Here is a 23402-nt window from a genome sequence, read left to right as displayed (position 1 = left end):
AAGATTATCCTTGTTTGTGTGTTCGGAAAATTATAACCGCTTCAAACTGGTGATGCTGGTTTTTACCGGACTGATAGTTGCCCGATAGATGGGCTGCGCCTAATCTGTCAGAAGATATTGAGCTGAAACTGAGGGCTATCGTGCAGCAGGGCATCGGTGGCTATATTACCAGCCAGGGTGTTGAAAAGCTAGCTGCTACGATCAAGAGATAAAGTACCCTCACTACCTTTAAGCAACAGGAGGTAAGCTGTCATGATCTTATTTAGCTTCCTTGAAAAAATAGTTTTTTTAACGTTGCCTTTAGTCTTTTTTAGTAAAATTTATGCTGAAATAGAAATAGACCCTGCACAATGTCAAACTCTGTATCCACACATAGCCTTCCAAGGAGTGAAAAAATTCAAGCTTCCACGTTATATGGAAGATATCCACGCAGCATACGATTGCTCGGCACTTGAAATACCCGAACATCTTAGAGCATACCACAAACAAAAAAAACATCCTGACTGCGATACATTTGATTGCTTTTTAGGCTTTGTATTTTTATGTATAAAGGAAGATACCTTACTTAATAGCGATGAGATATTTAGCGAATCAGAGTTAGATAAAATGGTAAGAGATATCGTTTTATATGGTTCCCATAAAGGGATCGTTTATTGGTACAACATGCATGACCCACATATATTACCCGGAGCAAAAGTAGTGTGGCATTCAGATCATGGCGAAGAAAATGGTACGATAAAGTGGCTTGGCATGCTGGAACCTAATAAAAGTTTAGAGATTACTATTGGTGTTGAATTTGATAACCGGGTTGGCAGTGGAACTGGTAAATATAACGAACAAAGGTTATTTCATGCCAAGCAAGGTCACGCTTCACTTATGCCTCCTCTAGGGCTTATCGGAAAAGGAACTCAATTTGAAAGCATCAATAAAGAGAACGCTCAGAGATCTATAGATAGTGCCCTACCCTCATTACCCCCTGACGTAAAAAAACATTTTGCAGGAAAGACAGTTAGTGATGTTCAGCAACAAAAATTCAAAGAAACAGGACGTATGGATGAAGTAGAGACTGATGGGTTTTATTCATTTTTAACAAGCTATGGAAAACCTAATAAATATGCAGCCATCATGCACTCATACACACCCTCCCCAAAATCAAGTCCAGACCAGCATGTGCGGCAAGCTCAAAGTATGCCTCTCACAAATGAAACAGATAAGGAAAAAGTTATATCTCAAGTAAAAAACTGTATAAAGAGGAAAGGGTATAACTTTTCTGATCAAGATATTAGAACCAAATTTAGTCATATAAATAAATACAACCCTATGGCAACAAATACCGAGGAAAATATTGAGAGAATTGCAAAAGTTATTATCCTAATCCTAAAAGATAAAAATGTTTATGAAGCAAAATAAATTGGTTCAATGCTAGACAAAAGACCTAACCCCTTATGTTACTTAATTCCATATGCAACAATGGAAAAGGGTTGCCTTGATCATCTAATGGAGAGCGATTAACAATTTCAAAGCCTTGGTGCAGATAAAAACCAATAGCATCAGGATTTTGTTCATTGACATCAACCTTAATTGCTGATTGGTACTGAATTGCATTTTTTAATAACAGAGAGCCGATGCCACGATTGTGGTAATTTGGTGATATAAATAACATTTCTATATTTTGATCAGCGACACCAATAAAGCCAACAATATTATCAGGTTTATTTTTGGCGACTCTTAAATCAACAGCATCAAAATAGTGCTCTAGAATGAGAGGTTTTAAGGTTTTTATATTTTCTTCAGGTAAAAAGTGATGAGTGGCCCGAACGGAGCTTTCCCAGATTTCAATTAAGGCAGGGTAGTCAGCTTTTGAGGCATTATCGATTTTCATGTGAGAATTTCCTCTCGTTCCCAGGCTCCTGAGGGTTTTGCGATCCCCTCGGGAGCCTGGGAGCGAGTTCAAATCAAAGACTTAATGGTTTCTATTAATTTTGTTAACGTTCTGCGTGATAATCTCATACCCTTTAGTACTGGCAGCGGAATTCGGGTGAGCATTGAATGGCAAAGAGAGTGTCATTGATTTGCTGGTCAGCAGATTGACCGTTTTGACGATTTTCTAACAGCATGTTTTTTAAGAAGTTTGATAAATCTGATGGCATATTACCACCAAAAAAACGAAGGTTTAGCAGATCAAGATAGCGATCCGGGTTATCGATTGCCCGTTTAAACTCACTGCGATCCCAGTTCCATCCCCTGCGGTGACCAGTACCTTCAATTACGGCCCACATACGATTACTAATGGCTCTTAATGTGCACATATTCAGAATGTTAAATTCAGGAGCAACCAGTTTTTTATCAAAGATTTCCCCCTTTGGTGAATACTCAGCTTCATAAAAATTAAAAACACTGGGTGCTTCCAACGGTGCCTGTCCAAAATTATTATTGCCCAGGCCAGGAAAGTCTGACCAACAGTGTGGACGATTGCTTGTTACCTCAAGAGCCCGAGCGAGGTTAGCCATGGCCACCACCGGCTCTTTCACTTTGCCAAAGTTATTGGAAGAATTTCCTGTATTCTGGTAATCAGACATGGCTTTGCCTTCCAGGACATCACTATCCAGTAAAACAGCCTTAATCACGGCTTTAAGGTCACCCCTGACACCATAACCATTATCCCTAAATACATCTGAAACTCTTTTTATGTAGGCCCTGTGAGGATTACTGGTCGTTAGTCTTTTAATCAATAATGTTGAGAAATAGGTGGGCGTATTAGGATGATTAAATAATAAATCCATGGCTTGGGATAAGTCCTGTTCTGGACTTTGTCCTTCAGGGAATATTGCATGGAGGACTTTCTTTTGTCCCATATCATGATTGTGAGAAACAGAATGCATAGGATCAATAGCATTGCTACTGGTCCATCCGGTCAAAACCCTGGCCATCTCCTCAACATCTTGCTGGGAGTAGGTAGGTTTGGGTTTTCCATCTGAGTCCAGAACGGATTGCCCGTCACTATCCAGTTCCCATAAGCCAATAGTAAATAACTGCATGACTTCCCGGGCATAGTTTTCGTCGGGATAGCTATTTTTTTTGGGATTTGCTTTTTTACTTTTATTCAGGGATAGAAACTTGCCCATTGCCGGGCTGAGCGTCACTTGCTCCAGGAGTTGACGAAAATTACCAAAGGCATGGTCTCTGTAGGGGACAATTCTGAGGTAAACGTTGATCTATGAGGGAGAATGAGCTGCTTTCAATCAGTATTCTGCAAGTCCTTTACCTCAAGCAGTTTACTTTTTGTGCAGCATACTCATTCTCTGGAAAAACAGCTTAAAGCTTCTTTTAACTGGCATCAATCCCGTATTAACCTTATGGCTCTCGCCATCTTTGGCCTTATACAGGTTGGCACGGTCAGTTTGTCCCGTATAGCTCAAACGATGGGGCACCACACTGAAATAGACTCCAGACGTAAGCGCCTCAAACGTTTCCTGATGTGGAAAGGCTTCGAGCTGGATTGTGTGGCACGAATGGTTGTTGACTGGATGGTGCCTGAAGGCAACTGGATTGTGTGCCTGGATCGCTCCAACTGGCAGTTTGGAAAGTTCAAAATCAATATCATGATGGTGGCAATTGCTTATAAAGGCACTGCCATTCCTATTGTCTGGACGCTCCTTCCCAAAAAGGGCATGTCCAGCATGGAGGAACGAATCACGCTGCTGAAGCGTTTTATCAACTTACTGGGTACAGAGCGTATACAGTATTTAACCGCAGACCGTGAGTTTCGGGGTGAAAAATGGTTAAAGTGGCTGATAGCGCAGAAAATTCCTTTCCGTATCCGCATTCCAAACGACACCCGCACAATGAACCGCCATCGAACGGAAAAATTGAAAGCGTATCGATTTTTCAGTCTGAAAGTGGGAGAAAGCATGCATCTGAATCATGCACGGGAACTCTGGGGTGTTCGTGTATTTCTTTCCTGTTATCGCTCAGAGCAGGAACGCGTCATCATTATCAGCAATGAAGCAGGTCAGGAGGCGCTGGGTGACTACATGAGGCGATGGGAAATTGAGACACTATTCCAAGCTTTAAAGGGTAGAGGTTTCGATCTGGAGAGTACACACCTGTCAGACAGAGAGCGTATTGAGCGCCTGCTGGGAATTGTAACCCTTGCCTATTGTTGGGCTTACTGCACAGGAGAATGGCGTGCTGAAATTAAGCCCATCAAAAGGCTAAAACATGGACGCCTTGCCAATAGTATTTTTCGATATGGACTGGAGTGGCTGGCAAGCCTTCTGTTTGACCGTACTTCATCCAGTACAGAATTAATGTTTCATATTGAGATGTTTGGCCAGCCTGTAAGGCCAGCCACTCATTGCGACAGTAAGAGTTAGGGATAATTGTCCCCTACAGAGAGGCATGGTTTAGCAAGAGGTCGTAATAGGCAATGAGCGCTTCATCATCTCTGGGTCCTCCGTTGAAGGTTGAGAGGACAAAAATTTCACTAAGTGCATAGGCAACCCTTTGTCTTAACTGGTCCTCAGCATAAAGGGTACGATACCACCAGGCTCCTCTTCTGGACTGTTTATTGGTAACCGTGTTATTTACTTTTGCATATTCTCTTGCCAGATTCAGGTGTAGTTGAGGGGGGATATTGAATTGTTGTTCTAACCAGTTGTCTACTCCAGTCTCAAGCAGGTCAGCTACATCACTACCTTTTGGGCCAAAGGTAGCCCGATAAAGAAACTTTGCAGCCTGTGCCTGATTGTCTAGTGTGACTGCCAAAATTCAACTCCATCATGAGTGATTAATGTCGTGTATTATTACAATGTTAGAAAAGTCCCACAATTAAAAAGGAGGCGATTATACAGAGACTGGAGTGTGGATCTATTGATGCATGCAATATAAGGTTAAAGTATTCTAATTTTTATGAGCATTGGTTATCCAGCTATTCCCGCATGATGAACGTCGATGATCGTTGGTATTGACAATAAGGCAGCAAAAATAATGAAGCCGATCAAAACTGAGCCGCCAATTAACAAAGCGGAGCTTTAAAGAAAAAATGTCACCCCTGAACGTAGCTACGATATGGCCGGTTATGATGTATCGAATGGAATCACCCTTTTCTCTTCAATACCATGAGTTACTGTGTAAAAAAGCCCCTCCCACGTTTTTATCAGCCAATGCAAAAAATAGCCCTGTATCCATTTCCATAATGCTATACGGACTCCTTTTGAGCGGGTTCTTAAAGCTTCCTGAAACTGGGGACAGCACAGTTCCTGTATTTGATCTACGAGAAAAGCAAGCATCGTCAGATAGGCCAGATTTGTGGCTAAGTGCTTCTCACCGTGACCGTAGTTATGTTCGAGATCGTAGCCTTGATTTTTCAGGGTGTTAAACGTCTGGTTCTCAATATGCCATCGGCAGCGCCCTCCTTTCATGACGGGTTCTATGGTTTCTTCGTTAAGCGGAATATCAGTCACCCAGCACCAGATATGCTGTTTACCTTTTTTATCGGTTTCGACAAAATCAAGCACATTAACCTGTTCTGCATATTTTGCCTTGTTCAGCCTGACGTCATTGGCATAGCGAAACCACCACTTAATTCCAGTCTCTTCATTAACTTTTTCAGCACGGTGAACTTTTCCTTCTTTATCCAGCTCATCCATCGCTTCAACCAGCGAGGCATGGTTGCCATCTTTCGCGACAATGATGTAATGCCAGCCATAACTCTTAATCAGTTGGACAGTGGGGTTGTCAGCATAAAGACTGTCCAGAAGAATAACGAACTTTAGACGTGGGTGATGCTCTCGTATGGTGGCAAACAACCGTTTAATGGCATTTTTTTCACAGTCATTTTTGGTCGAACCGTCCTGGCAAACTATGGCTTCCGGTGCCAATGGCAAGACTGTTTTTTGATCCGGGTGAGCAATGCATGCTGCCATTAACTGGTGGTAGTGAGCTTCGTTGGCCTTTCCCTTATTTTTAGTACAGCACTCCTGACAAGGTTTTTTATTATTGCAGGAGTAAAATAGCCCAGTTCCATCGATCGGGAGCAAGTAGTGATTTTTCAAGTTCCCGCAGTGAAATTCGAATGCCTTCAGTAATCCGCCCCTTTGGACGTTAGACAGCAATGTCTTAAAAGGCTTTTTGAACTCTACGGGATCTATTGGATCCAGGATTTCCCGCATACTGGTATCACAGGGAGCACGTTTTTTTATCTGATACAGGTGCTCAAGGTTATGCCTTACTTCTTGCTCTGTTTTATCACGCTCAAACGAGAGGAGCGATGGGTACTTGAGATGCATCATGGCAAAAGCGGACATGGAGGCATCATGTATTGTTATTTTTCTGGAATCCTTGTTTGGTCGGACATCTGGAATTTGCTCATAACTTTCAGAAATCGTAGTAATTAAACTGTTTGCACAAAGATGCTTACGACTTTTTTGGAATGGATAAGCCATGAGAGACAGCCATTGATAAAGTATCCCTATCAAAAGTAGACGTTATTTTGTGCGAAATCACTCCATTTGGAATTTACTGTAAGCCTTGCTGTTGCAGTGATTTAATTGATGTCACGGGAATAGCTGTTGGTTATCCCTTTGTGCCTTCTTAGTGCAGGGACGTGTGAATATCCATACAGCTCATACAGCTATTGGGTAGGTTGAAACATTCGTATGCATTTAGGCTGTCGCAAAAGTTATTTTTATTAACCACGGCACCCTAAAGGGCATAATAAAGACAGAAAGGCACGGAGATTTATAGTTTAAAGATATAAAAACTCTGTGCCTCCGTGTCTTTATTATGCCCTTTAGGGTGCTGTGGTTAAAAAAAAGAGAATCAATCTCGTTTTGTTCACGCTGCATTTAGTTTTGCGACACTCTCGGGACGCTGGGAGCGAGACGCTTAGCTTGTTTAAGCAATATTTCGCATTTCAACCTTAGAAGTAGGTGCAACGGCCGTTGAAGAATTGAAGTGAACATCCATCTGTGGGAAGGGTATTTCAATACCCTCTTTATCCAGTTCTTCCTTGATGGCCTGAAGTAAATCGAAATAGACATCCCAGTAATCGCTGGTTTTTACCCAGGGACGTACTACAAAATTTACTGATGAGTCGGCCAGGGCGTGGACACCAACAGTAACCCCTGGCTCTTTAAGAACACGGGAATCAGCTTTAACGGCCCGGGTTAAAGTGGTCTTTGTTTTTTGCAGATCTGCATTATAGGAAACGCCAATAACATAATCGATACGACGGGTGTCATATTTAGAGTAGTTGGTTATAGGGCTTGAGATTACAGTGCCGTTCGGCACAACAACCATTTTATTGTCAGGGGTTGTCAGCACCGTAGAAAATATCTGGATGGATGTTACTGAACCGGCTACGCCGCCAATATCAACATAGTCACCGGACTTGAATGGGCGGAATGTCACAATCAATACGCCTGCTGCAAAGTTGGATAGTGATCCCTGTAGCGCCAGACCAATGGCCAGACCCGCAGCACCCACAACAGCAACGATGGAGGCGGTTTCCACACCTATACGGCCCAGCGCTGCAATCAGTACGATAAGAAGCAAGATATAACGTAACAGATGTTGAACAAAATCAACGACGGTGCCATCAAGTTGTTTTTTCTGCATAAGCCTGCCCACAGATCGGGCAATTTTTTTTGCGACCCAGTTACCGACAATCAGGATCAGAATCGCAGTAATAATACCCTCGCTGTAGCGAATTAATAGTTCCTGATGACTGACAAACCAATGCACAGCCCCATTAGTTACGTTTTCTACTGCATTATTTTCGTTCATTGTCTTCTATTAAAACTCCCAGAATGACTGCAAAAATATAAATAGACTGACGCTGTAGTTTTTATCAATAGGCGTAGTGAAATGCAAGGGGGAGAATGTATGGGTTTTCCTAATTGAAAAGCTGGACAGTTAATAAAATTCTAAGATTTAATCAGATGTTTGCTATATTCTCTATTTCTGTTTTTATTATCTACTTTAAATAATAAATATGTCTGATGGGGTAGCTGGGAAAGGTAGTTTATATAATGCTGGGTTATAAAATAAGGCGGGTAATAATTAAATCATGTCTGTACAGTTTAATTATTCCCGCAGCTGTTATGACAGATTTTTCTTATGGAGATGGAGAGGACGTAGAATATCACTCATTACAAACCATTTACATTAATGAAACAGCTTATATCGGACCGCTGTTAAGAAAAAAAGCGGAACCCGTTGACCCCCTTGCGAAAGAAACCAGGGATACTGCTAATAAACTGTTGGTTAGTGCAAAAACGGGAACCGATGCAGTGGGGCTGGCTGCGCCCCAGATTGGTATTAGTGAACGGGTGTTTGTATTTCAGGTACCGGCAACTCCTGGACAGCGAAGTATACCCTGGACTGTGGTAGTAAACCCTGAGTATACGCCCACCGAAGATAAAAAAGTGTTAATGCCGGAAGGCTGTTTTTCTGTACCCCATTTCTATAGCAAGTGTGTGCCGAGATACCCCTCAATCAATTACCGTTACTATACCCTGGAAGGCAAGCGGGTTGAGGGAAAGGCAACCGGTTTATTTGCCCAGGTTTTTCAGCATGAAACCGACCATCTGAACGGTATTTTGTATATTGATCGGCTTAAAGATAAAAATGATCCGGAACTGCATGGCCTTATGCTACAGTCGCAGGTTATGGAAGAACGGCGGAAGCTGGAAGCCCTGTTGCGTGAAAAGCTGGCGAAGGATAAAAACCAAAATAATGAAAAAAATATAAAAAATGAAAATGTACACTGACGATCAATTATACCAGGCCTTAACATCAAGCTTTGATGAATAATGAGTCATCCGGCATAATCCAATGCTTTTATCCTGGATACCTCTAATGCGTCGTAAAACCAATACTCGCCATGGTGGCTGTGGGCAGTTAAGAATCATTGGGGGGGAGTGGCGGGGGAGAAAGCTTCCTGTTGCTGACATTGAAGGTTTGCGGCCAACCTCCGACCGGGTCAGGGAGACTGTTTTTAACTGGCTGGCTCCTTATATCCCTGGCGCCAGGGTTTTGGATTGTTTTAGTGGTACAGGAGCCCTTTCACTGGAAGCCTTGTCCCGGGGTGCCAAAGAGGCGGTAATGATTGAGAAAGCCCCTTCTGCGGCCCGGGTACTGATTGACAATCTGGCACTGCTATCAGCCAGTCATGGTCAGGTAATGAATACGGATAGTTTAAGCTGGCTGTCACAGCGGGCGAGTCAGTCCTTTGATATCATCTTTCTGGATCCACCCTTTAGAAAAGGGCTGCTTAACCAAACCTGTGATTTGTTGCAGGAAAATGGCTACCTTAATAATGAAACCATTATTTATATTGAAGTGGAAAAGGAGTTATCCCTGGATGCCCTCCCTCAAGACTGGTGTCAGTTTAAGGAGAAGGTGGCTGGACAGGTTCGATACAGTCTTTGGACTACTCAGTGACAGTGGGTGGTGTTTCGGAAAGCTGTCCTTGATTGAGTTGGTCGGTGGACTTCATTGGCTTGACTGGTTAACCTGTCCACCGCCTATAAAATAATAACAGCCGGATATCCGGTTAGAGCCCAAAACTTTAATAAGGAGCGGTTCCATGAAACAACCTGTCCGTATCGCCGTGACTGGTGCAGCAGGCAATATTAGCTATTCACTGCTGTTCAAGATTGCTGCCGGTGAGATGCTGGGTACTGATCAACCGGTGATCCTTCAACTGGTGGAAATACCCCAGGCCATGGATAAACTTCGAGGCGTAGCCATGGAGCTGGAAGACTGCGCATTTCCCCTGGTTCACGGTATATCCTTGCACGATAGCCCCTTTGAAGGGTTTAAAGGGGTTCACTATGCTTTGCTGGTGGGTGCCCGTCCCCGTACTAAAGGGATGGAGCGGGCGGACCTGCTGGAAGCCAATGCCAAAATTTTTGCAGAGCAGGGTAAGGCTCTGAATGAAGTGGCTAACCGGGATGTCAAAGCACTGGTGGTGGGTAACCCGGCCAATACCAACTGCCTGATCCTGGCTCGTAATGCGCCTGATCTTAGCCCGGCCCAGTTTTGTGCCATGACCCGCCTGGATCATAATCGAGCCAAGGGCATCCTGGGCAATAAACTGGGCGTTAACCCGTCAGATATTGATGGGGTATGTATCTGGGGTAACCACTCACCCACCATGTATCCGGATCTTCATCATGCCCGTGTTTTGGGTGAAGAGCCTGTTATCGATCAGATTGACCCCCAGTGGTACAAGGATGAATACACGCCCCGTATTCAGAAGCGCGGTGCTGAAATTATTGAAGCCAGGGGTATGTCCAGTGCAGCGTCTGCCGCCCAGGCTGCCCTTGATCACATGCATGACTGGGCTTTGGGTAGTGAGGGTACTGTGGTCAGTATGGGGATCATTTCTGATGGCAGCTACGGAGTGGCTAAAGGCATTTATTATTCCTTCCCGGTTATCTGTGAATTTGGCAGCTATCAGATTGTCCAGAATCTGCCAGTGAATAAATACGGTGAGCAGATGATGAAAAAAACCGAGCAGGAATTGCTGGAAGAAAAGGCGGCTGTTGACCACTTATTACCTGCAGAAACTGCCGCGAAGCTGGAAAATATGGCTCGCTCTGATCGTACCGGACAAACACAGTTTGATAACGGTATTGATACAGGAAAGGCTTACTATAAGGCTGACCGGGTTTGTTGAAGGTCGTGCATGTAGAGCTGGCTAACAGTAAACTCAACAGTCTCTGAGTTATCCGAAATGTGGGCTCCCTTACTCCATCTTGGGAGCCTGCCCTCTCAAATAAGGGAAATAAGCAAATAGTCTTTAAAGCCACGCTATGCTGGATTCAAGCAATAAGTGCAGCTGTCTCTAAGAAAAATTTGACTCACTGTTAATCTAGGGTAAATACTCTAATGGCAAAAAATAACAAGAATAATAAGGCAGTTGAAGGTTATGAGTGATACGGCTCTGGAGACACAGCGTGAACAGGCGGTGGCGACAAAAGTGACGTTAATACACACTGAGGCATCAGGTAGTCAGTTGGAAGAGAAGCTGAAAGGCTTGTTTGATTCACAACGGCAGGCATTTTTAAAAGACCCGTGTCCATCGAGGGAGGAGCGGGTTGCCCGGTTGAAAAAGCTACAAAAAGCACTGCTTGATAATAAGGAAGCACTGATCAATGCTATCCATGAAGACTTTGGGGGACGCGCCCGGAATGAAACCCTGTTAGCGGAGTTTATGCCTGTACTTGAAGCGATTAAGTACAGTATCCGTAATCTTCGCAAATGGATGCGCCCCAGCAAGCGGCATGTGGGCTTTCAGTTACAGCCCGCCTCTGCCAAAGTGGTTTATCAGCCCCTGGGTGTGGTTGGTATTGTAGTACCCTGGAATTACCCGATACAACTGGGTGCGGTTCCTCTTGTAACCGCTCTGGCTGCGGGTAATAGGGCCATGATTAAGATGTCTGAGTATACACCCGGGACATCTGCCGTTTTTGCCGAAATTATTCAAAACACCTTTCCTGAAGACCAGGTGAGTGTTGTAACCGGTGAAGCCGACGTTGCGGTGGCATTTACTGCACTTCCCTTCGATCATTTGCTATTTACAGGGTCTACCCAGGTGGGCCGGCAGGTAATGGCGGCCGCAGCAAAAAATCTGACCCCTGTGACCCTGGAACTGGGAGGTAAGTCTCCTGTTATTGTGGAAAGTGATTTCCCCGTAGAGGAATCCGCCCAGCGTATTTGCTTTGGCAAGTCCATTAACTCCGGGCAGACGTGTATTGCACCGGACTACCTGTTGATTCAGAGAGATACTATTGAGGGATTTGTTCAGGGTTATCAAAAAGCCTTCAAGGCTATGTATCCCTCGGTTGGTGGTAATAATGAATACTCTGCCGTGATTAATGATCGTCAATATCAGAGGCTTCAGGCCCACCTTGAGGATGCCCGGGCTAAGGGGGCTGATATTCGTCCGGTTTCCGACGAGGTGGTTAATGACGGCAGTCGTCGTATGGTTCCTCATCTTATCCTGAACCCTACCGATGAAATGACTGTCATGCAGGAAGAGATTTTTGGGCCTTTATTACCGGTTATTGCTATTGATGATTTGGGTGAGGCTATTGATTATATCCGGTCAAAACCCCGTCCATTAGCGCTGTATTACTTTGGTTCTGACAAGGCCAGGCAGGAACGGGTTCTTGCCGAGACTCACTCCGGAGGCGTGGCGGTTAATGACACTGTTATGCACGTGGCTGTTGATGATATGCCCTTTGGCGGTATTGGGCCTTCGGGAATGGGGCACTATCATGGTCATGAAGGATTTATGACGTTTAGCAAGGCAAAATCAGTGTTAACCAAAGGCCGCGCTAATTCAGCCAAAATGGTCTATCCACCCTATAACAGTTTCCTGAAAAAATTACTGGTTAAATTTTTGACCTGACCTGGATATGCTATTCGGATCATTCCCAGTATCCTGAGGCTGTCGCGAAATCCAACCTTGTAGATAAAAAGTAGGGCTTTTTACTCTTTTGCGACAGCCTATACGGATACCTCCAACTGTTATAGCTTGGCGAAGTAGGTATTCCCAAGAGTTCGGGAACGAACCCAGGATTCCCTATCTCCCTAAATGATCTGGTATTTCCCCTATTTGTACCGTTCCCTTGATTTCGATACTATCAGTCGTTTGTTGCTCACAAAAGATGATGAACAGGCTTTGGGAGCAACTTCATTTGATGTTTTACAGACAAGCCAGTCACCGGCGGGAAAGTCATTTTTGATGGTTAAGGTAATTTATCCGGGAACTTTTGACCCAATCACTAAAGGCCATATGGACTTGGTGGAAAGGGCTGCAAAGCTGTTTGACAGGATTGTTATTGCTGTTGCAGAAAGTCCGAAGAAAAAACCTGTGTTTGATATGGCAGAACGGATCAGGCTGGCTGAAGAAGTGACTGCTCATCTGGATAATGTTGAAGTAACAGGGTTCAGATCCCTTTTGGCAGATTTCCTGGTGGAGCAAAAGGCTCATGTTATTCTACGTGGCCTTCGTGCCGTATCTGACTTTGAATATGAGTTTCAGATGGCCAATATGAACCGGGTTTTGGCACCTCAGGTCGAAAGCATGTTTCTGACGCCAGCAGAGCAGTACTCCTATATTTCATCTACTTTGGTACGTGAAATAGCGTCCCTTGGCGGCGATGTATCAAAATTTGTTGCGCCTTGCGTAGAAGAAGCGCTCACTGGCAGATTTGGGTAAGCAATAACTGCTTGGCCCTGGAGGTATAATATGGCTTTGGTAATTACTGACGATTGCATCAACTGCGATGTGTGTGAGCCAGAGTGTCCCAATAGTGCGATTTCTCCTGGTGAGGAGATGTATGAGATTGACCCAAACCTGTGCACAGAATGTGTTGGGCATTACGATGAGCCACAATGCCAGCAGGTGTGTCCTGTAGACTGTATACCCAAAGATCCGAACCATGAGGAAACGCCAGAAGAATTGCTGGCGAAGTACGAGATTATTACTGCCGCCGCCTGATGCCGGGTAGTATGGTAAGCCGGAAAAACGGTTCCTTGCGAAGGAACCGTAGTGTACGGCAGGCTGTTCCAAGGATGAACAGGCCGCAGTTTCCTTCAGTGGTTGTCCCTGTCTCATCTTTTAATTCCCAATGGCGCCTTGCAAAGAAAGATGGGTATTATAGCCTTTTCAGCTCTCCCAGTTTGCCATCACTGCCATAGGTGATTTCGAAGGTTCCGTAAATCCCCTCTCTGGTGACGAAGTTAAGCAAAATATCATAGGGCAGGCTCATGGATTGCCCATCCGTCGTGGTAACCTGAACCCGCTGTTTTAGACCTTTATAGTACTGAAGTACTTGTTCTGAGTTAAGGTGGATGGAAAAGACCGCTTTTGGCATAGTCACCCCTTGCTATTGATTGTTATTATCTTCCTCCTTTCACTATTTTAAACCATGATTTCCTGGCTATAAAATTTTACTAACGAATCGCTGGTTCATCATGATAATGCCCCTTGGATAGAGGCAATGGAGACGGTTAATGGGAAATAGAGAGGAGATCCTTCATGCTATCTATTCCCTGTTTTCTATTCCTCAGGTGGAGGAGGCGACATGCCATCTGGAAACTGCATGTTGTTAGGTGCCTGCATTTGTTCCATAACCTGGTTGATGGACTCTCTTATGCTGGCAATCATAGCCTTATAGCCTTCATCAAACCCGCGGTAAAACGCCAGCTCTGTTCCCTCAAGCGCACCTTCAGGCTGGACAATGGCAGGCTGTTTGCCCTCTGGGGTATCCCCGCTGAAAAAAGACTCCATGGAAGTGGGTACTGTCAGTGCTACCCGGCCGCCAGCCATGTAGCCATCGATATACCGCCCTCTCAGGAAGGGGTTGTCTCCACCGATGCCAGCCAGCCGGTAAGAGTCTGCAGCTTCACACCAGCGTTCACGGTATTCACTGGGTTCGCCACTGATGGCGCAATCAAACTCAAGAAGCCCTAACTGGGTAATGACGGACTGATAACCATCGCGATACCCGGCATCCTCGGAAGATTCCTTGCGGGAAGCATCGGGCACCCTGGGGATACGACTTGATTGGGCAAGCCGGGCATCATTGATACCATGTCGATATCCGCTAAGGTATTGTTTAAAAGCATCACTGCCAATCTTAAGGTCTTCCCTTTTGTCAAAGGCTGCATGAGCTTCACACCAGCTTTGTTTTAATGGATTGCTGCGGTCAAGGGATGAGCAGTCGTAAGCTTCTTCTTGTGTATGCTTTTTGTCGCTGGATACTAGCGTTGTTGGTGAACTGTCCTGTTTGCCACACCCTCCGGCCAGAGCCAGGATGGCGGCAATAATTGGCAGAAATACCACCGGAGTGTTTTTTTTCATTCATTCCTCCTTCTCGGGAAGGGACTTTGGATAGGGTTATTCCTGTGGAGGGTGCTCTTCAGGGGTACCCTCTGTTTTCAGGTGATTTCCAGTAATTTGACGAAACGGATTAAATATAGTTCAGAAAAATAGTAAAAAATCCGTAACCGCCTTAATTATTTAAATTTTTCATTTGGCCTTTACCGTTAGGGGCTGTTGATGTTTTATCGTGTGCTCAGCCAAAGCCAGCGTTTTCGTGGCTAGGCGTAGCAGCGCAGGAATGCTCATGCCTTTCAAGCTGCTGCAACGACGGCACGGAAGCGCTGGCTTTGGCCCTCCGGGTGGCTCGTAAAGCGGCCTTCCGACTGCGTTAAACTGGCTTGACGTAGAATAACTACGCGCTGCACCAGTTCGCCTTGCGTAAGGCCGCTTTACGAACCACTGAGTTCGCGATAAAACATCAACAGCCCCTAGGGTAAGCGGTAAATGGATTATTATTTTGTTGCCCCTGAATTGAGAAACGTCGTTTCTTGAAAGTTTGAATTAGGATAGGATTACCCCGACTGTCATTTCCTCCGCAGAGGTGTAGTAACTAAGCGGTCAAGGCCGGGAATGTCCGGGATAGTGTCCTGGTTAAGTATGGTTCCTTTACTGCACCCTCTAAATGGGCTCAAGCCTGGTTTCAGGGGCTGTTTGGCTTGCATATGGCTTAGCAGCACCTGGTGGTGGATTTATTAACAATTCTGAATGAAGTAGTTTATGTTCGGTTCTCGCAACGATGATGAGAAAGCAGCCAAACGGCGCATCTGGCCCTGGGGACGGCGTGAAGAGCAGGGTCAGTCTGAAGAGTCTGTAGAACAGATCCAGGATACCCCTGAGGTCAAAGACGATCTGTCAAAACCGGCTGAAGTTGAGCGAAGTCAGGCTGCTGATGGCTTGAGTAAGGATGATTCTTCTGTAAAGCAGGATATTGCCAAGAACGAAGCTTCCGTGGAAGGTTCGGCCAGTGTGGGAGAAGGTAAGCTGGGACTTTTTGCCCGAATGAGGCAAAAGTTTGAGAAGCCGGCTGAAAGCCCGGAAAGTGAACAGCCTGCCACTGCTGACCCTGTGGTACAGCAGCGTACCAGTGAGGTTGGAGAGAAGGTCGAAAAGGCTGTAGACACCCTGTCCGGGAAGGCACCTGAAGCTTTAATTGAAACGCCAGCTCAAGAAAAAATAGCGGAGCCCGAGGCTGCCAAAGGTGCTGAATTCAGTCAGCAACAAGCTACCGCAGAGCCTGAGGCAGGCGAAATAAAGGCGCCTTCCGTTGTTGTGGAAACGGCGGAAAAAAAAGCTGAGCCCAGTGACGTTGTTTCCAGGGTAGAACAAACCGTTGATGAAACTGAATCTGTTAAGCCAGAGGAGCCTGTTGCGGCTTCTTTGGAAACCCGTCCTTCCCCTGTAGAGATCACGACAGAGGATAGCCGGGATTCTGCGCCTGAACCTGAGGGTGGTGGCTTTTTTGCCCGAATGCGCAAAGGGTTAAGCAAGACTCGCAGCGTCCTTGTGGAAGGTGTTACCGAGCTTTTCATCGGCAAGAAGGAAATTGATGATGATTTGCTGGAAGAACTGGAAACACAGTTGTTAGTGGCAGATGTCGGTGTTGAGGCAACCAGTGAGATCATCGAAAAGCTGACGCAAAGGGTCAAATATAAAGAGCTTGATGATGCTGATGCCTTGATTGAAGCCCTTAAGGCAGAGCTTAGAGGTATTCTGGAACCGGCAGATAAGCCACTGGTGATCGGTGACCAGAAAAAACCTTATGTTATTCTGGTGGTCGGCGTTAACGGCGTGGGCAAAACCACCACCATTGGCAAGCTGGCGAGCCGCCTGCAAAAGCAGGGTAAGAATGTGATGCTGGCTGCGGGTGATACCTTCCGTGCGGCGGCAGTTGAGCAGCTGCAGGTTTGGGGAGAAAGGAATCGTATACCTGTTATTGCCCAGCATACCGGAGCTGACAGTGCCTCTGTTGTCTTTGATGCCTTTGAGGCGGCCAAGGCGCGGGGAGCGGACGTCCTGATTGCTGATACTGCCGGGCGCCTGCATAACAAAGAAAACCTGATGGAAGAGCTTAAAAAAGTAAAGCGGGTTCTTGGTAAGCTGGATGCATCGGCACCCCACGAACTGCTACTGGTACTTGATGCGGGTACAGGCCAGAATGCCTTGAGCCAGGCTAAGCTTTTCCATGAATCTGTTGGCCTGACTGGAATGGCATTGACCAAGCTGGATGGGACAGCCAAGGGCGGGGTTATTTTTGCGCTATCACGGCAAATGCAGTTGCCGATCCGGTTTTTGGGTGTTGGTGAGCAAATCGACGATCTCAGGCCCTTTGCTGCCAATGAGTTTGTGGATGCACTCTTTGATAGTAATAAGTGATTAATCAATTAATCAGGTAATGCATTGTATTGGCAGGGATTGAAGGGCGAAGCGTTGAATGATCCGGTTTGATAATGTTAGCAAGCGCTATCCTGGTGGGCATGTAGGCCTTGAACAGGTGAGTTTTCACCTGAAAAGAGGTGAGCTTGCCTTTTTGACCGGTCATTCGGGTGCGGGTAAAAGCACTTTGATGAAGCTGGTTATGTTGCTTGAGCATGCCTCTGCGGGACATATCTGGGTGGGTGGTCATAATGTACGCTCCCTTGGCCGGGGGCAAATTCCCTACTTCAGGCGCAATATTGGCGTTGTTTTTCAGGATCACCAGTTGCTCTTTGATCGCTCTGTTTTTGATAATGTGTCTTTACCTTTAGTTATCTCCGGCTTATCCCATAAGGATTGTGCGGGTCGTGTCAGGGCGGCTCTTGATATGGTGGGTTTGCTTAATAAGGAAAAAGTATTTCCTTCTGCTTTGTCAGGGGGGGAGCAGCAACGGGTAGGGCTGGCCAGGGCAGTGGTAAACAGGCCGGCATTAATTCTTGCTGATGAACCTACCGGTAACTTAGACCCGCAGCTCTCCAGCGAAATAATGAAGTTATTTCAAAATTTCAACCAAATTGGTGTAACTGCGCTAATTGCCAGTCATGACCTTGCGCTGGTTGCCCGTATGCATCACCGTATTCTTACATTGGATAGTGGGCGCCTGGTGGGTGATCAGGAGGTACAATGAGTCTTTTTCCTGGGAAGAATTCAAGGAAGAAAACGGGTAGAAAACGATCAGTGGATAAGTCGGTATCTTCTGATAAAGAGTCGTTAAGGGGAGCGGAACGGCAGACCACAGGGTTGCTTTCTTATGGGTATCTTCTGGGGCTTCATTACCATATGGCCATAGAAGCGTTCAGGCGTCTTATTAAGGCACCTGTTGCCAGTTTTATGAATTGCCTTATGATTGCCCTGGCCTTTACCTTGCCCGCCCTTTTTTATCTTCTGGTGAATAATATTCAGGTCTTGGCTGAAGGGTGGGATGGTAATCCTAAAATTTCGTTGTACCTGTCCACTGAAATAAATGCTGCAAAAGTCAAAGATCTTCAGGGGGAGGTTCTGAAAATCTCCGGTGATGAGCCTGTTTATATTTCTCCCGAACAAGGACTTTTGTCTTTCCAAAAGAGTGTGGGAATTGGCAATATTGTATCTGAACTTGGTTTTAATCCCTTGCCAGGCGTATTGCAGCTGAGTGCTCCGGCAGGTATTTCCTATAATGCCCTTGATCAGCTGGTTGGCCGGTTACAGGCATTGCCAGGGGTAGAGCAGGTACGGCTGGATAAAAAATGGGTTCAGCGTTTGCTGTCTATTACGGAGTTTCTGGAGAGGGTTTCAATTGCTCTGGCGTTACTTTTAGGTCTAACGGTTTGGCTTGCCATTAGCAATACAGTGGGTTTAAGTATTGAGGCCCGGAAGCAGGAGATAACCGTGGTAAAGCTGGTTGGAGGAACTGATGGATTTATTATGCTGCCTTTTCTCTACACCGGCATGCTCTATGGTTTGCTCGGTGCTTTGCTGGCTGTAATGATTACCTGGGGAACCCTGATTGCGCTGCTTCCTTCGGTCATGTCTTTGGCAGGGCTTTATAGTCAATCTTTTACGTTGGCTGAACCCGGCTGGCAGATGTTTTTTGCTCTGCTAGGCTCTGGCGTGTTATTAGGTATTCTGGGTGCGATGGCTAGCTGCTTCAAACATTTAAAAAAGCTTGAGCCTTGTTAATTACCGGGAAAGTATGAAAAAATCCTGTAAATTCATTAACGCTAGCCCCTTTTGAGTTTGATATACTATTAAGCGAGTAAGGGAACTTTTGCTGTTTTAATCAAGTCAGGAGTATTGAAAGTATTTTGTCGGAGTCAGTTATGGGAACCAGTATACAGCCAGTAGATATGTTAGTACCGGGGCGTAATCTTGAGGCGTACGTTCAGGCTGTTAGCACTATTGCTGTGTTGTCTGTTGAGCAGGAACGCAAGCTGGCCGAGCGTCTCTACTATAACAATGATCTGGAGGCAGCCAGACAGCTGGTTATGTCTCATTTACGTTTTGTTGTTCATATTGCCAAAAGCTATTCAGGCTATGGGTTGCCAATGTCTGATCTCATCCAGGAAGGCAATGTGGGCTTGATGAAAGCGGTTAAGCGCTTTAACCCTGAAGTGGGTGTTCGGCTTGTTTCCTTTGCTGTTCACTGGGTTAAGGCAGAAATTCATGAATTTATTTTGCGTAACTGGCGCATAGTCAAAGTTGCAACCACCAAGGCGCAGCGCAAACTGTTTTTCAATCTGAGAAGTTCTAAAAAAAGACTGGCATGGCTTAATAATGAAGAAGTTGAGGCCGTAGCGAAGGATCTTGGTGTAGAGGCCAAAGTTGTCAGGGAGATGGAAGGGCGAATGGCTGGCCAGGATACAGCCTTTGATGGTTATGCCGATGATGACGATGATAGCTCCTATCAGGCTCCGTCTCACTATCTGGAAGACAGGCGTTTTGATCCGGCCACACAGCTTGAAGATGCAGACTGGTCTGAATCCTCAGTCAGTAAGTTAAGGCAGGCTCTTGCTTTATTGGATGAGCGTAGCCGTGACATCCTTGAGAGGAGGTGGCTAAATGAGGGCAAGGCAACACTGCATGAGCTTGCAGCTGAATATGGAGTTTCTGCAGAACGAATCAGGCAGCTTGAAAAAAATGCGATGAAAAAAGTAAAGGGTTCCATAATGGCCTAAGAACCTTCAAACCATCACAGCCTGTAAAAAAACTGCCGCTTTCAGCAGTTTTTTTTATTTGTGAGGCTTGTATTGATCTCTTTATATGAGTGTGTATAATGCGTCTCCGCTGACTAACCCGGATATTTCATAAAGCAGCAGAAACACCACCCCAGACCACTCAATTTTGACTTTGCTGTGGGGCTGCTGCTTTATTTTCTGTGACAAAAGCTCTTCAGGCTCCGACTCGGCTCCAATCTGAATAATTATCAGTCAATTTGGCTTTTTCAGGACAAATGAATACCCCAAACTACTCTCGTCTGGTCACCATTTGATTAGATTGGGCGTTATTAAGAGTACTATCCGGGCCGAGGCAGCGGCATTAGATAAAAGACCTCCGTTACATGCTGTAAAAGCTTCTTGAACGGGCAGCAGCGGGGTAGGTGTAGTTTGATTCGGTCTTTGTACTCAACCACTTTGACCGCTACTTTGCAGAGCTTTGTTATCACCGTTGATGGCTGGGCTTTCTCCAGCTCTGTTCCTTTCAGAGCCTTGATTCTTAACTCGTAGTGCAAGACGTAAGCCGCACAGGCATAAAATAGCCTCAGGTGATTTGCCAGAAAGCGTTGATCCGACAACCTGTCACCGGACAGGTCGCTTTTCAGGTGCTTAATGAAATTCTCATCCTGCCCCCTTGGGCAGTACAAATCTTCATAAATCACCTCAGAGGAAGCCTCTTTGATCGATGTGACAATAAAGCGGGGATTGTCGCCTTTCTGGTTAACCTCGGCCTTATAGATTATCCGGGTATCCAGCCCCTTCCAGCTTTTAGCCTGATAGTCGGCCTCTCCGTACAGCCTGAGTCGCTCAGGCTCTGGCATATCGTTCAACTTTGCCAGCGCCGTTTTGGTCTTGAGAGCCTGACGAGCCTCACCCAGCAGCTCTTTGGCTTTGGGGCGTAAGGCTGTTTTATGACCAGCACCCTTGCCCAGCACATAATCAGAATGCTTGTTAGCCTGAACAATATGCATTAATTCAGGTTGGGCAAAATGACTGTCACCACGTACCAGCAAATGGGTTTTCGGCCACCGTTTACGGATGAGCGTGATGATGCGCTTGAGAATAGCAGCGTTTTCCTTGCCTGTCGGGGTCTTGCCCGGACGCAGGATAGCCGTGATCAGCTTGCCACTGAGCCCTTCAAAAACCAGTAAAGGCAGGTAACAATAATCCTGATATTTTGCGTTAAACAGATTCATTTGCTGACCACCATGAGTAATGGCGGGCGTGTGATCAAGATCAATCACAATAGCCATGGGCGGCACGTCGTAACTGGCGATAAAATGGTGAACAAACGCCTCGGCCATCCGATAAATATCCTTGCGCCGCATGGACTGCCCCAGTCGTGTGTAGGTGGGGGAAGACGCCATATGGTTATCCTCATCCAAAGGATTTTTTCCGACAGCCAGCTTGAGCATTGGGTCTTTGCGCAGGCGGTTGCTGTCGTTAGCATCCTCATAACCACAAGCCATTTGCAAGATTCGCTGAACCAGAAGGTCTTGCAGGGAGTGGTCAATGTAGGCTGGGTGGCGCTTGTCATCAATGCTCTGGCTCAGCCTGGAAATAAGTCCGCTATGCAGCAGGGTTTCCCGTAACAAAAGCGCACCAAAATCTGAAGATAACGCCCCGCCATTGAAGTCGGCACGGACAGTTTTGCCATTTGAGGGGTGAAAACGAAGCTGTTCTTGTGTAGATTGAGTCATGGCAAGTTCCGGTTTGCTTTTTCCGAAGCATTTTTTTGGTCGACCCAATCATATCAAGTGGTTGGGCGGAACTTGCCTTTATTTATGAAATATCCGGGCTAAGCATGGTTGGCGGGTTGGATGGCTTCTTTTTGCTTTTAACTAAGCGTGTTGAAAAGAATGCTTGACAACGACAGTCGTCGCATTAAGATAGGCGGCCTTGCTGATCGGCACTTTCTACGGGCTAATGGCTCTCTGCTGAATCAGCCGGTTCAACCCCTTGATTGAACCGAGTTCTTTAATAAAGTATCAGATAATTCGTGTGGGCGCTTGTGTGATGGCATCAGTCACAAAAAAGCTACGCTTTTTTGTAATATATTTTGATGCGAATTCATGAGTGAACATACTCGTTAATTTAACATGTACGTTTAACTGAATGAGCATTACATTTTTCGTAAGAAAAATGTGACGATTTAAACTGAAGAGTTTGATCATGGCTCAGATTGAACGCTGGCGGCAGGCCTAACACATGCAAGTCGAGCGGTAACAGATCTAGCTTGCTAGATGCTGACGAGCGGCGGACGGGTGCGTAACACGTAGGAATCTGCCCGGTAGTGGGGGATAGCCCGGAGAAATCCGGATTAATACCGCATACGCCCTAACCCGGATATTTCATAAATAAAGGCAAGTTCCGTCCAATCTGTTGGTACGATTGGATTGACAAAAAAATGCTTCGGAAAAAGCAAACCGGAACTTGCCATGACCCAATCTACACAAGAGCAGCTTCGCTTTCATCCTTCAAATGGTAAAACTATCCGTGCGGACTTCAATGGTGGAGAGTTATCTTCAGATTTTGGGGCTCTGCTGTTACGGGAAACCATATTGCATAGCGGACTTATTTCCAGACTGACCCAGGCCATTGATGACAAGCGTCACCCATCCTACATTGACCACTCTCTGCAAAACCTCCTGGTTCAGCGAATTTTGCAAATGGCTTGCGGTTATGAGGATGCCAACGACAGCAACCGCCTCCGTAAAGACCCCATGTTAAAGCTGGCTACCGGACGAAACCCTTTGGATGATGATAACCACCTGGCTTCATCTCCCACCTACACACGGCTCGGGAAGTCCATGCGGCGCAAAGATATCTATCAAATGGCTGAAGCATTTGTGCATCATTTTATCGCCAGTTATGACTTGCCACCTATGGCTATCGTGATCGATCTTGATCACACACCGGCCATTACCCACGGATCGCAGCAAATGAATTTGTTTAATGCCAAATATCAGGACTACTGTTATCTGCCTTTGCTGATTTTTGAAGGTCTCAGTGGCAAGCTGATTACTGCCATCCTCCGTCCAGGCAAAACGCCAACAGGCAGGGAAAATGCCGCTATTATCAAGCGTGTCATCAAGCTTATCCGTAAACGGTGGCCAAAAACCCATTTGCTGGTGCGCGGGGATAGCCACTTTGCTCAACCTGAGTTAATGCATGTTGTTCAGGCTAATACTCATGCTGATTATGTGCTGGGTAAAGGTGCCGGTCACAAGACGGCCTTACGCCCTAAAGCCAAAGAGTTGCTAGATGAGGCTCGTCGAGCTTTCAAGGTTAAAACAGCCTTAGCCAAGTTGAACGATATGCCTGAGCCAGAA

22 protein-coding genes (1 of these 22 cut by a window edge) are annotated in these 23402 nt (G+C 45.8%); 14 read left to right on the top strand and 8 right to left on the bottom strand.

What is annotated here, in order from left to right:
* Positions 1-77 precede the first annotated feature (77 nt).
* A complete protein-coding gene (locus MJ595_RS01045; protein WP_263080667.1) occupies positions 78-212 on the top strand; it encodes a hypothetical protein in 135 nt (44 codons plus the stop codon).
* Positions 213-252: 40 nt separating this feature from the next.
* A complete protein-coding gene (locus tag MJ595_RS01040) occupies positions 253-1410 on the top strand; it encodes a CAP-Gly domain-containing protein (protein ID WP_263080665.1) in 1158 nt (385 codons plus the stop codon).
* Positions 1411-1435: 25 nt separating this feature from the next.
* On the opposite strand, the gene MJ595_RS01035 is transcribed toward MJ595_RS01040, so the two are convergent.
* Positions 1436-1882: an acetyltransferase gene (locus tag MJ595_RS01035; protein ID WP_263080664.1), complete on the bottom strand. Its 447-nt coding sequence runs from the start codon at positions 1880-1882 to the stop codon at positions 1436-1438.
* A gap of 133 nt (positions 1883-2015) precedes the next feature.
* A complete protein-coding gene (locus MJ595_RS01030) occupies positions 2016-3197 on the bottom strand; it encodes a DUF1800 domain-containing protein (RefSeq protein WP_263322435.1) in 1182 nt (393 codons plus the stop codon).
* A gap of 30 nt (positions 3198-3227) precedes the next feature.
* Here MJ595_RS01030 and MJ595_RS01025 point away from each other — a divergent pair, with 30 nt between their 5' ends.
* Positions 3228-4376, top strand: coding sequence for an IS4 family transposase (locus MJ595_RS01025; protein WP_263079026.1), 1149 nt, complete (start codon positions 3228-3230; stop codon positions 4374-4376).
* A gap of 13 nt (positions 4377-4389) precedes the next feature.
* Here the strand turns inward: MJ595_RS01025 and MJ595_RS01020 are convergent, their stop codons facing one another.
* The 3 genes from MJ595_RS01020 to mscS all read right to left on the bottom strand — a co-directional run bounded on the left by MJ595_RS01020 (position 4390) and on the right by mscS (position 7788).
* Positions 4390-4767, bottom strand: a complete 378-nt coding sequence (locus MJ595_RS01020) for a DUF1800 domain-containing protein (RefSeq protein ID WP_263080663.1) — start codon at positions 4765-4767, stop codon at positions 4390-4392.
* 311 nt (positions 4768-5078) lie between these two features.
* The gene (locus MJ595_RS01015) at positions 5079-6446 is read right to left on the bottom strand and encodes a transposase (protein WP_263078002.1); all 1368 of its coding nucleotides are present in this window, start codon (positions 6444-6446) and stop codon (positions 5079-5081) included.
* 451 nt (positions 6447-6897) lie between these two features.
* Positions 6898-7788 carry a small-conductance mechanosensitive channel MscS gene (gene mscS, locus MJ595_RS01010; RefSeq protein ID WP_263080662.1) on the bottom strand — a complete coding sequence of 297 codons (891 nt, stop codon included), beginning with the start codon at positions 7786-7788 and terminating at the stop codon, positions 6898-6900.
* Positions 7789-8105: 317 nt separating this feature from the next.
* On the opposite strand from mscS, the gene def reads away from it, so the two are divergent.
* From def to MJ595_RS00980, 6 genes are all read left to right on the top strand, one after another.
* Positions 8106-8774 carry a peptide deformylase gene (gene def / locus MJ595_RS01005; RefSeq protein WP_263080661.1) on the top strand — a complete coding sequence of 223 codons (669 nt, stop codon included), beginning with the start codon at positions 8106-8108 and terminating at the stop codon, positions 8772-8774.
* An 88-nt stretch (positions 8775-8862) separates the two neighbouring features.
* A complete protein-coding gene (rsmD, locus tag MJ595_RS01000) occupies positions 8863-9447 on the top strand; it encodes a 16S rRNA (guanine(966)-N(2))-methyltransferase RsmD (RefSeq protein WP_263080660.1) in 585 nt (194 codons plus the stop codon).
* Between the two features lie 145 nt (positions 9448-9592).
* Entirely contained in the window at positions 9593-10687 is a 1095-nt protein-coding gene (locus tag MJ595_RS00995; protein ID WP_263080659.1) for a malate dehydrogenase, read from the top strand.
* Positions 10688-10939: 252 nt separating this feature from the next.
* On the top strand, positions 10940-12424 hold the full coding sequence (locus MJ595_RS00990) for a coniferyl aldehyde dehydrogenase (RefSeq protein ID WP_263080658.1): 1485 nt from the start codon (positions 10940-10942) through the stop codon (positions 12422-12424).
* Between the two features lie 336 nt (positions 12425-12760).
* Positions 12761-13237: a pantetheine-phosphate adenylyltransferase gene (gene coaD, locus MJ595_RS00985; protein ID WP_263322434.1), complete on the top strand. Its 477-nt coding sequence runs from the start codon at positions 12761-12763 to the stop codon at positions 13235-13237.
* A 30-nt stretch (positions 13238-13267) separates the two neighbouring features.
* Entirely contained in the window at positions 13268-13519 is a 252-nt protein-coding gene (locus tag MJ595_RS00980; RefSeq protein WP_263080656.1) for a YfhL family 4Fe-4S dicluster ferredoxin, read from the top strand.
* Positions 13520-13676: 157 nt separating this feature from the next.
* On the opposite strand, the gene MJ595_RS00975 is transcribed toward MJ595_RS00980, so the two are convergent.
* Both MJ595_RS00975 and MJ595_RS00970 read right to left on the bottom strand, forming a co-directional pair.
* Complete coding sequence (locus tag MJ595_RS00975) at positions 13677-13895, bottom strand: DUF2835 family protein (protein ID WP_263080655.1); 219 nt, start codon at positions 13893-13895, stop codon at positions 13677-13679.
* Between the two features lie 185 nt (positions 13896-14080).
* Complete coding sequence (locus MJ595_RS00970; RefSeq protein WP_263080654.1) at positions 14081-14884, bottom strand: hypothetical protein; 804 nt, start codon at positions 14882-14884, stop codon at positions 14081-14083.
* Positions 14885-15622: 738 nt separating this feature from the next.
* Between MJ595_RS00970 and ftsY the strand changes: the two genes are divergently transcribed.
* From ftsY to rpoH, 4 genes are all read left to right on the top strand, one after another.
* Positions 15623-17278, top strand: coding sequence for a signal recognition particle-docking protein FtsY (ftsY, locus tag MJ595_RS00965; RefSeq protein WP_263080653.1), 1656 nt, complete (start codon positions 15623-15625; stop codon positions 17276-17278).
* 58 nt (positions 17279-17336) lie between these two features.
* Positions 17337-18005, top strand: coding sequence for a cell division ATP-binding protein FtsE (gene ftsE / locus MJ595_RS00960; protein WP_263080652.1), 669 nt, complete (start codon positions 17337-17339; stop codon positions 18003-18005).
* Complete coding sequence (ftsX, locus tag MJ595_RS00955; RefSeq protein WP_263080651.1) at positions 18002-19036, top strand: permease-like cell division protein FtsX; 1035 nt, start codon at positions 18002-18004, stop codon at positions 19034-19036. The genes ftsE and ftsX overlap by 4 nt, the downstream gene beginning before the upstream one ends.
* A 140-nt stretch (positions 19037-19176) precedes the next feature.
* Entirely contained in the window at positions 19177-20031 is an 855-nt protein-coding gene (gene rpoH / locus MJ595_RS00950; RefSeq protein ID WP_263080650.1) for an RNA polymerase sigma factor RpoH, read from the top strand.
* Positions 20032-20369: 338 nt separating this feature from the next.
* Here the strand turns inward: rpoH and MJ595_RS00945 are convergent, their stop codons facing one another.
* Complete coding sequence (locus tag MJ595_RS00945; RefSeq protein ID WP_263078773.1) at positions 20370-21770, bottom strand: IS1380 family transposase; 1401 nt, start codon at positions 21768-21770, stop codon at positions 20370-20372.
* A 738-nt stretch (positions 21771-22508) separates the two neighbouring features.
* Between MJ595_RS00945 and MJ595_RS00940 the strand changes: the two genes are divergently transcribed.
* On the top strand, positions 22509-23402 hold the 5' portion of the coding sequence (locus MJ595_RS00940) for an IS1380 family transposase (protein ID WP_263322433.1). 507 nt of this gene lie beyond the right edge of the window; 894 of the gene's 1401 nt are visible here — the first part of the coding sequence; the start codon lies at positions 22509-22511; the stop codon falls past the right edge of the window.

The organism is Endozoicomonas sp. Mp262 (genome assembly GCF_025643335.1).
Lineage (GTDB): Bacteria > Pseudomonadota > Gammaproteobacteria > Pseudomonadales > Endozoicomonadaceae > Endonucleibacter.
The sequence above is the reverse complement of the archived record's forward strand: the minus strand, read 5'-3'. Positions and strand labels throughout refer to the sequence as shown.

Bases quoted from the DNA above. Each gene is read 5' to 3' on its own strand.
- MJ595_RS01040 (WP_263080665.1), top strand. From the start codon at position 253: ATGATCTTATTTAGCTTCCTTGAAAAAATAGTTTTTTTAACGTTGCCT.
- MJ595_RS01035 (WP_263080664.1), bottom strand. From the start codon at position 1,882: ATGAAAATCGATAATGCCTCAAAAGCTGACTACCCTGCCTTAATTGAA.
- MJ595_RS01025 (WP_263079026.1), top strand. From the start codon at position 3,228: ATGAGCTGCTTTCAATCAGTATTCTGCAAGTCCTTTACCTCAAGCAGT.
- MJ595_RS01015 (WP_263078002.1), bottom strand. From the start codon at position 6,446: ATGGCTTATCCATTCCAAAAAAGTCGTAAGCATCTTTGTGCAAACAGT.
- mscS (WP_263080662.1), bottom strand. From the start codon at position 7,788: ATGAACGAAAATAATGCAGTAGAAAACGTAACTAATGGGGCTGTGCAT.
- def (WP_263080661.1), top strand. From the start codon at position 8,106: ATGACAGATTTTTCTTATGGAGATGGAGAGGACGTAGAATATCACTCA.
- rsmD (WP_263080660.1), top strand. From the start codon at position 8,863: ATGCGTCGTAAAACCAATACTCGCCATGGTGGCTGTGGGCAGTTAAGA.
- MJ595_RS00995 (WP_263080659.1), top strand. From the start codon at position 9,593: ATGAAACAACCTGTCCGTATCGCCGTGACTGGTGCAGCAGGCAATATT.
- MJ595_RS00990 (WP_263080658.1), top strand. From the start codon at position 10,940: ATGAGTGATACGGCTCTGGAGACACAGCGTGAACAGGCGGTGGCGACA.
- coaD (WP_263322434.1), top strand. From the start codon at position 12,761: ATGGTTAAGGTAATTTATCCGGGAACTTTTGACCCAATCACTAAAGGC.
- MJ595_RS00980 (WP_263080656.1), top strand. From the start codon at position 13,268: ATGGCTTTGGTAATTACTGACGATTGCATCAACTGCGATGTGTGTGAG.
- MJ595_RS00975 (WP_263080655.1), bottom strand. From the start codon at position 13,895: ATGCCAAAAGCGGTCTTTTCCATCCACCTTAACTCAGAACAAGTACTT.
- MJ595_RS00970 (WP_263080654.1), bottom strand. From the start codon at position 14,884: ATGAAAAAAAACACTCCGGTGGTATTTCTGCCAATTATTGCCGCCATC.
- ftsY (WP_263080653.1), top strand. From the start codon at position 15,623: ATGTTCGGTTCTCGCAACGATGATGAGAAAGCAGCCAAACGGCGCATC.
- ftsE (WP_263080652.1), top strand. From the start codon at position 17,337: ATGATCCGGTTTGATAATGTTAGCAAGCGCTATCCTGGTGGGCATGTA.
- ftsX (WP_263080651.1), top strand. From the start codon at position 18,002: ATGAGTCTTTTTCCTGGGAAGAATTCAAGGAAGAAAACGGGTAGAAAA.
- rpoH (WP_263080650.1), top strand. From the start codon at position 19,177: ATGGGAACCAGTATACAGCCAGTAGATATGTTAGTACCGGGGCGTAAT.
- MJ595_RS00945 (WP_263078773.1), bottom strand. From the start codon at position 21,770: ATGACTCAATCTACACAAGAACAGCTTCGTTTTCACCCCTCAAATGGC.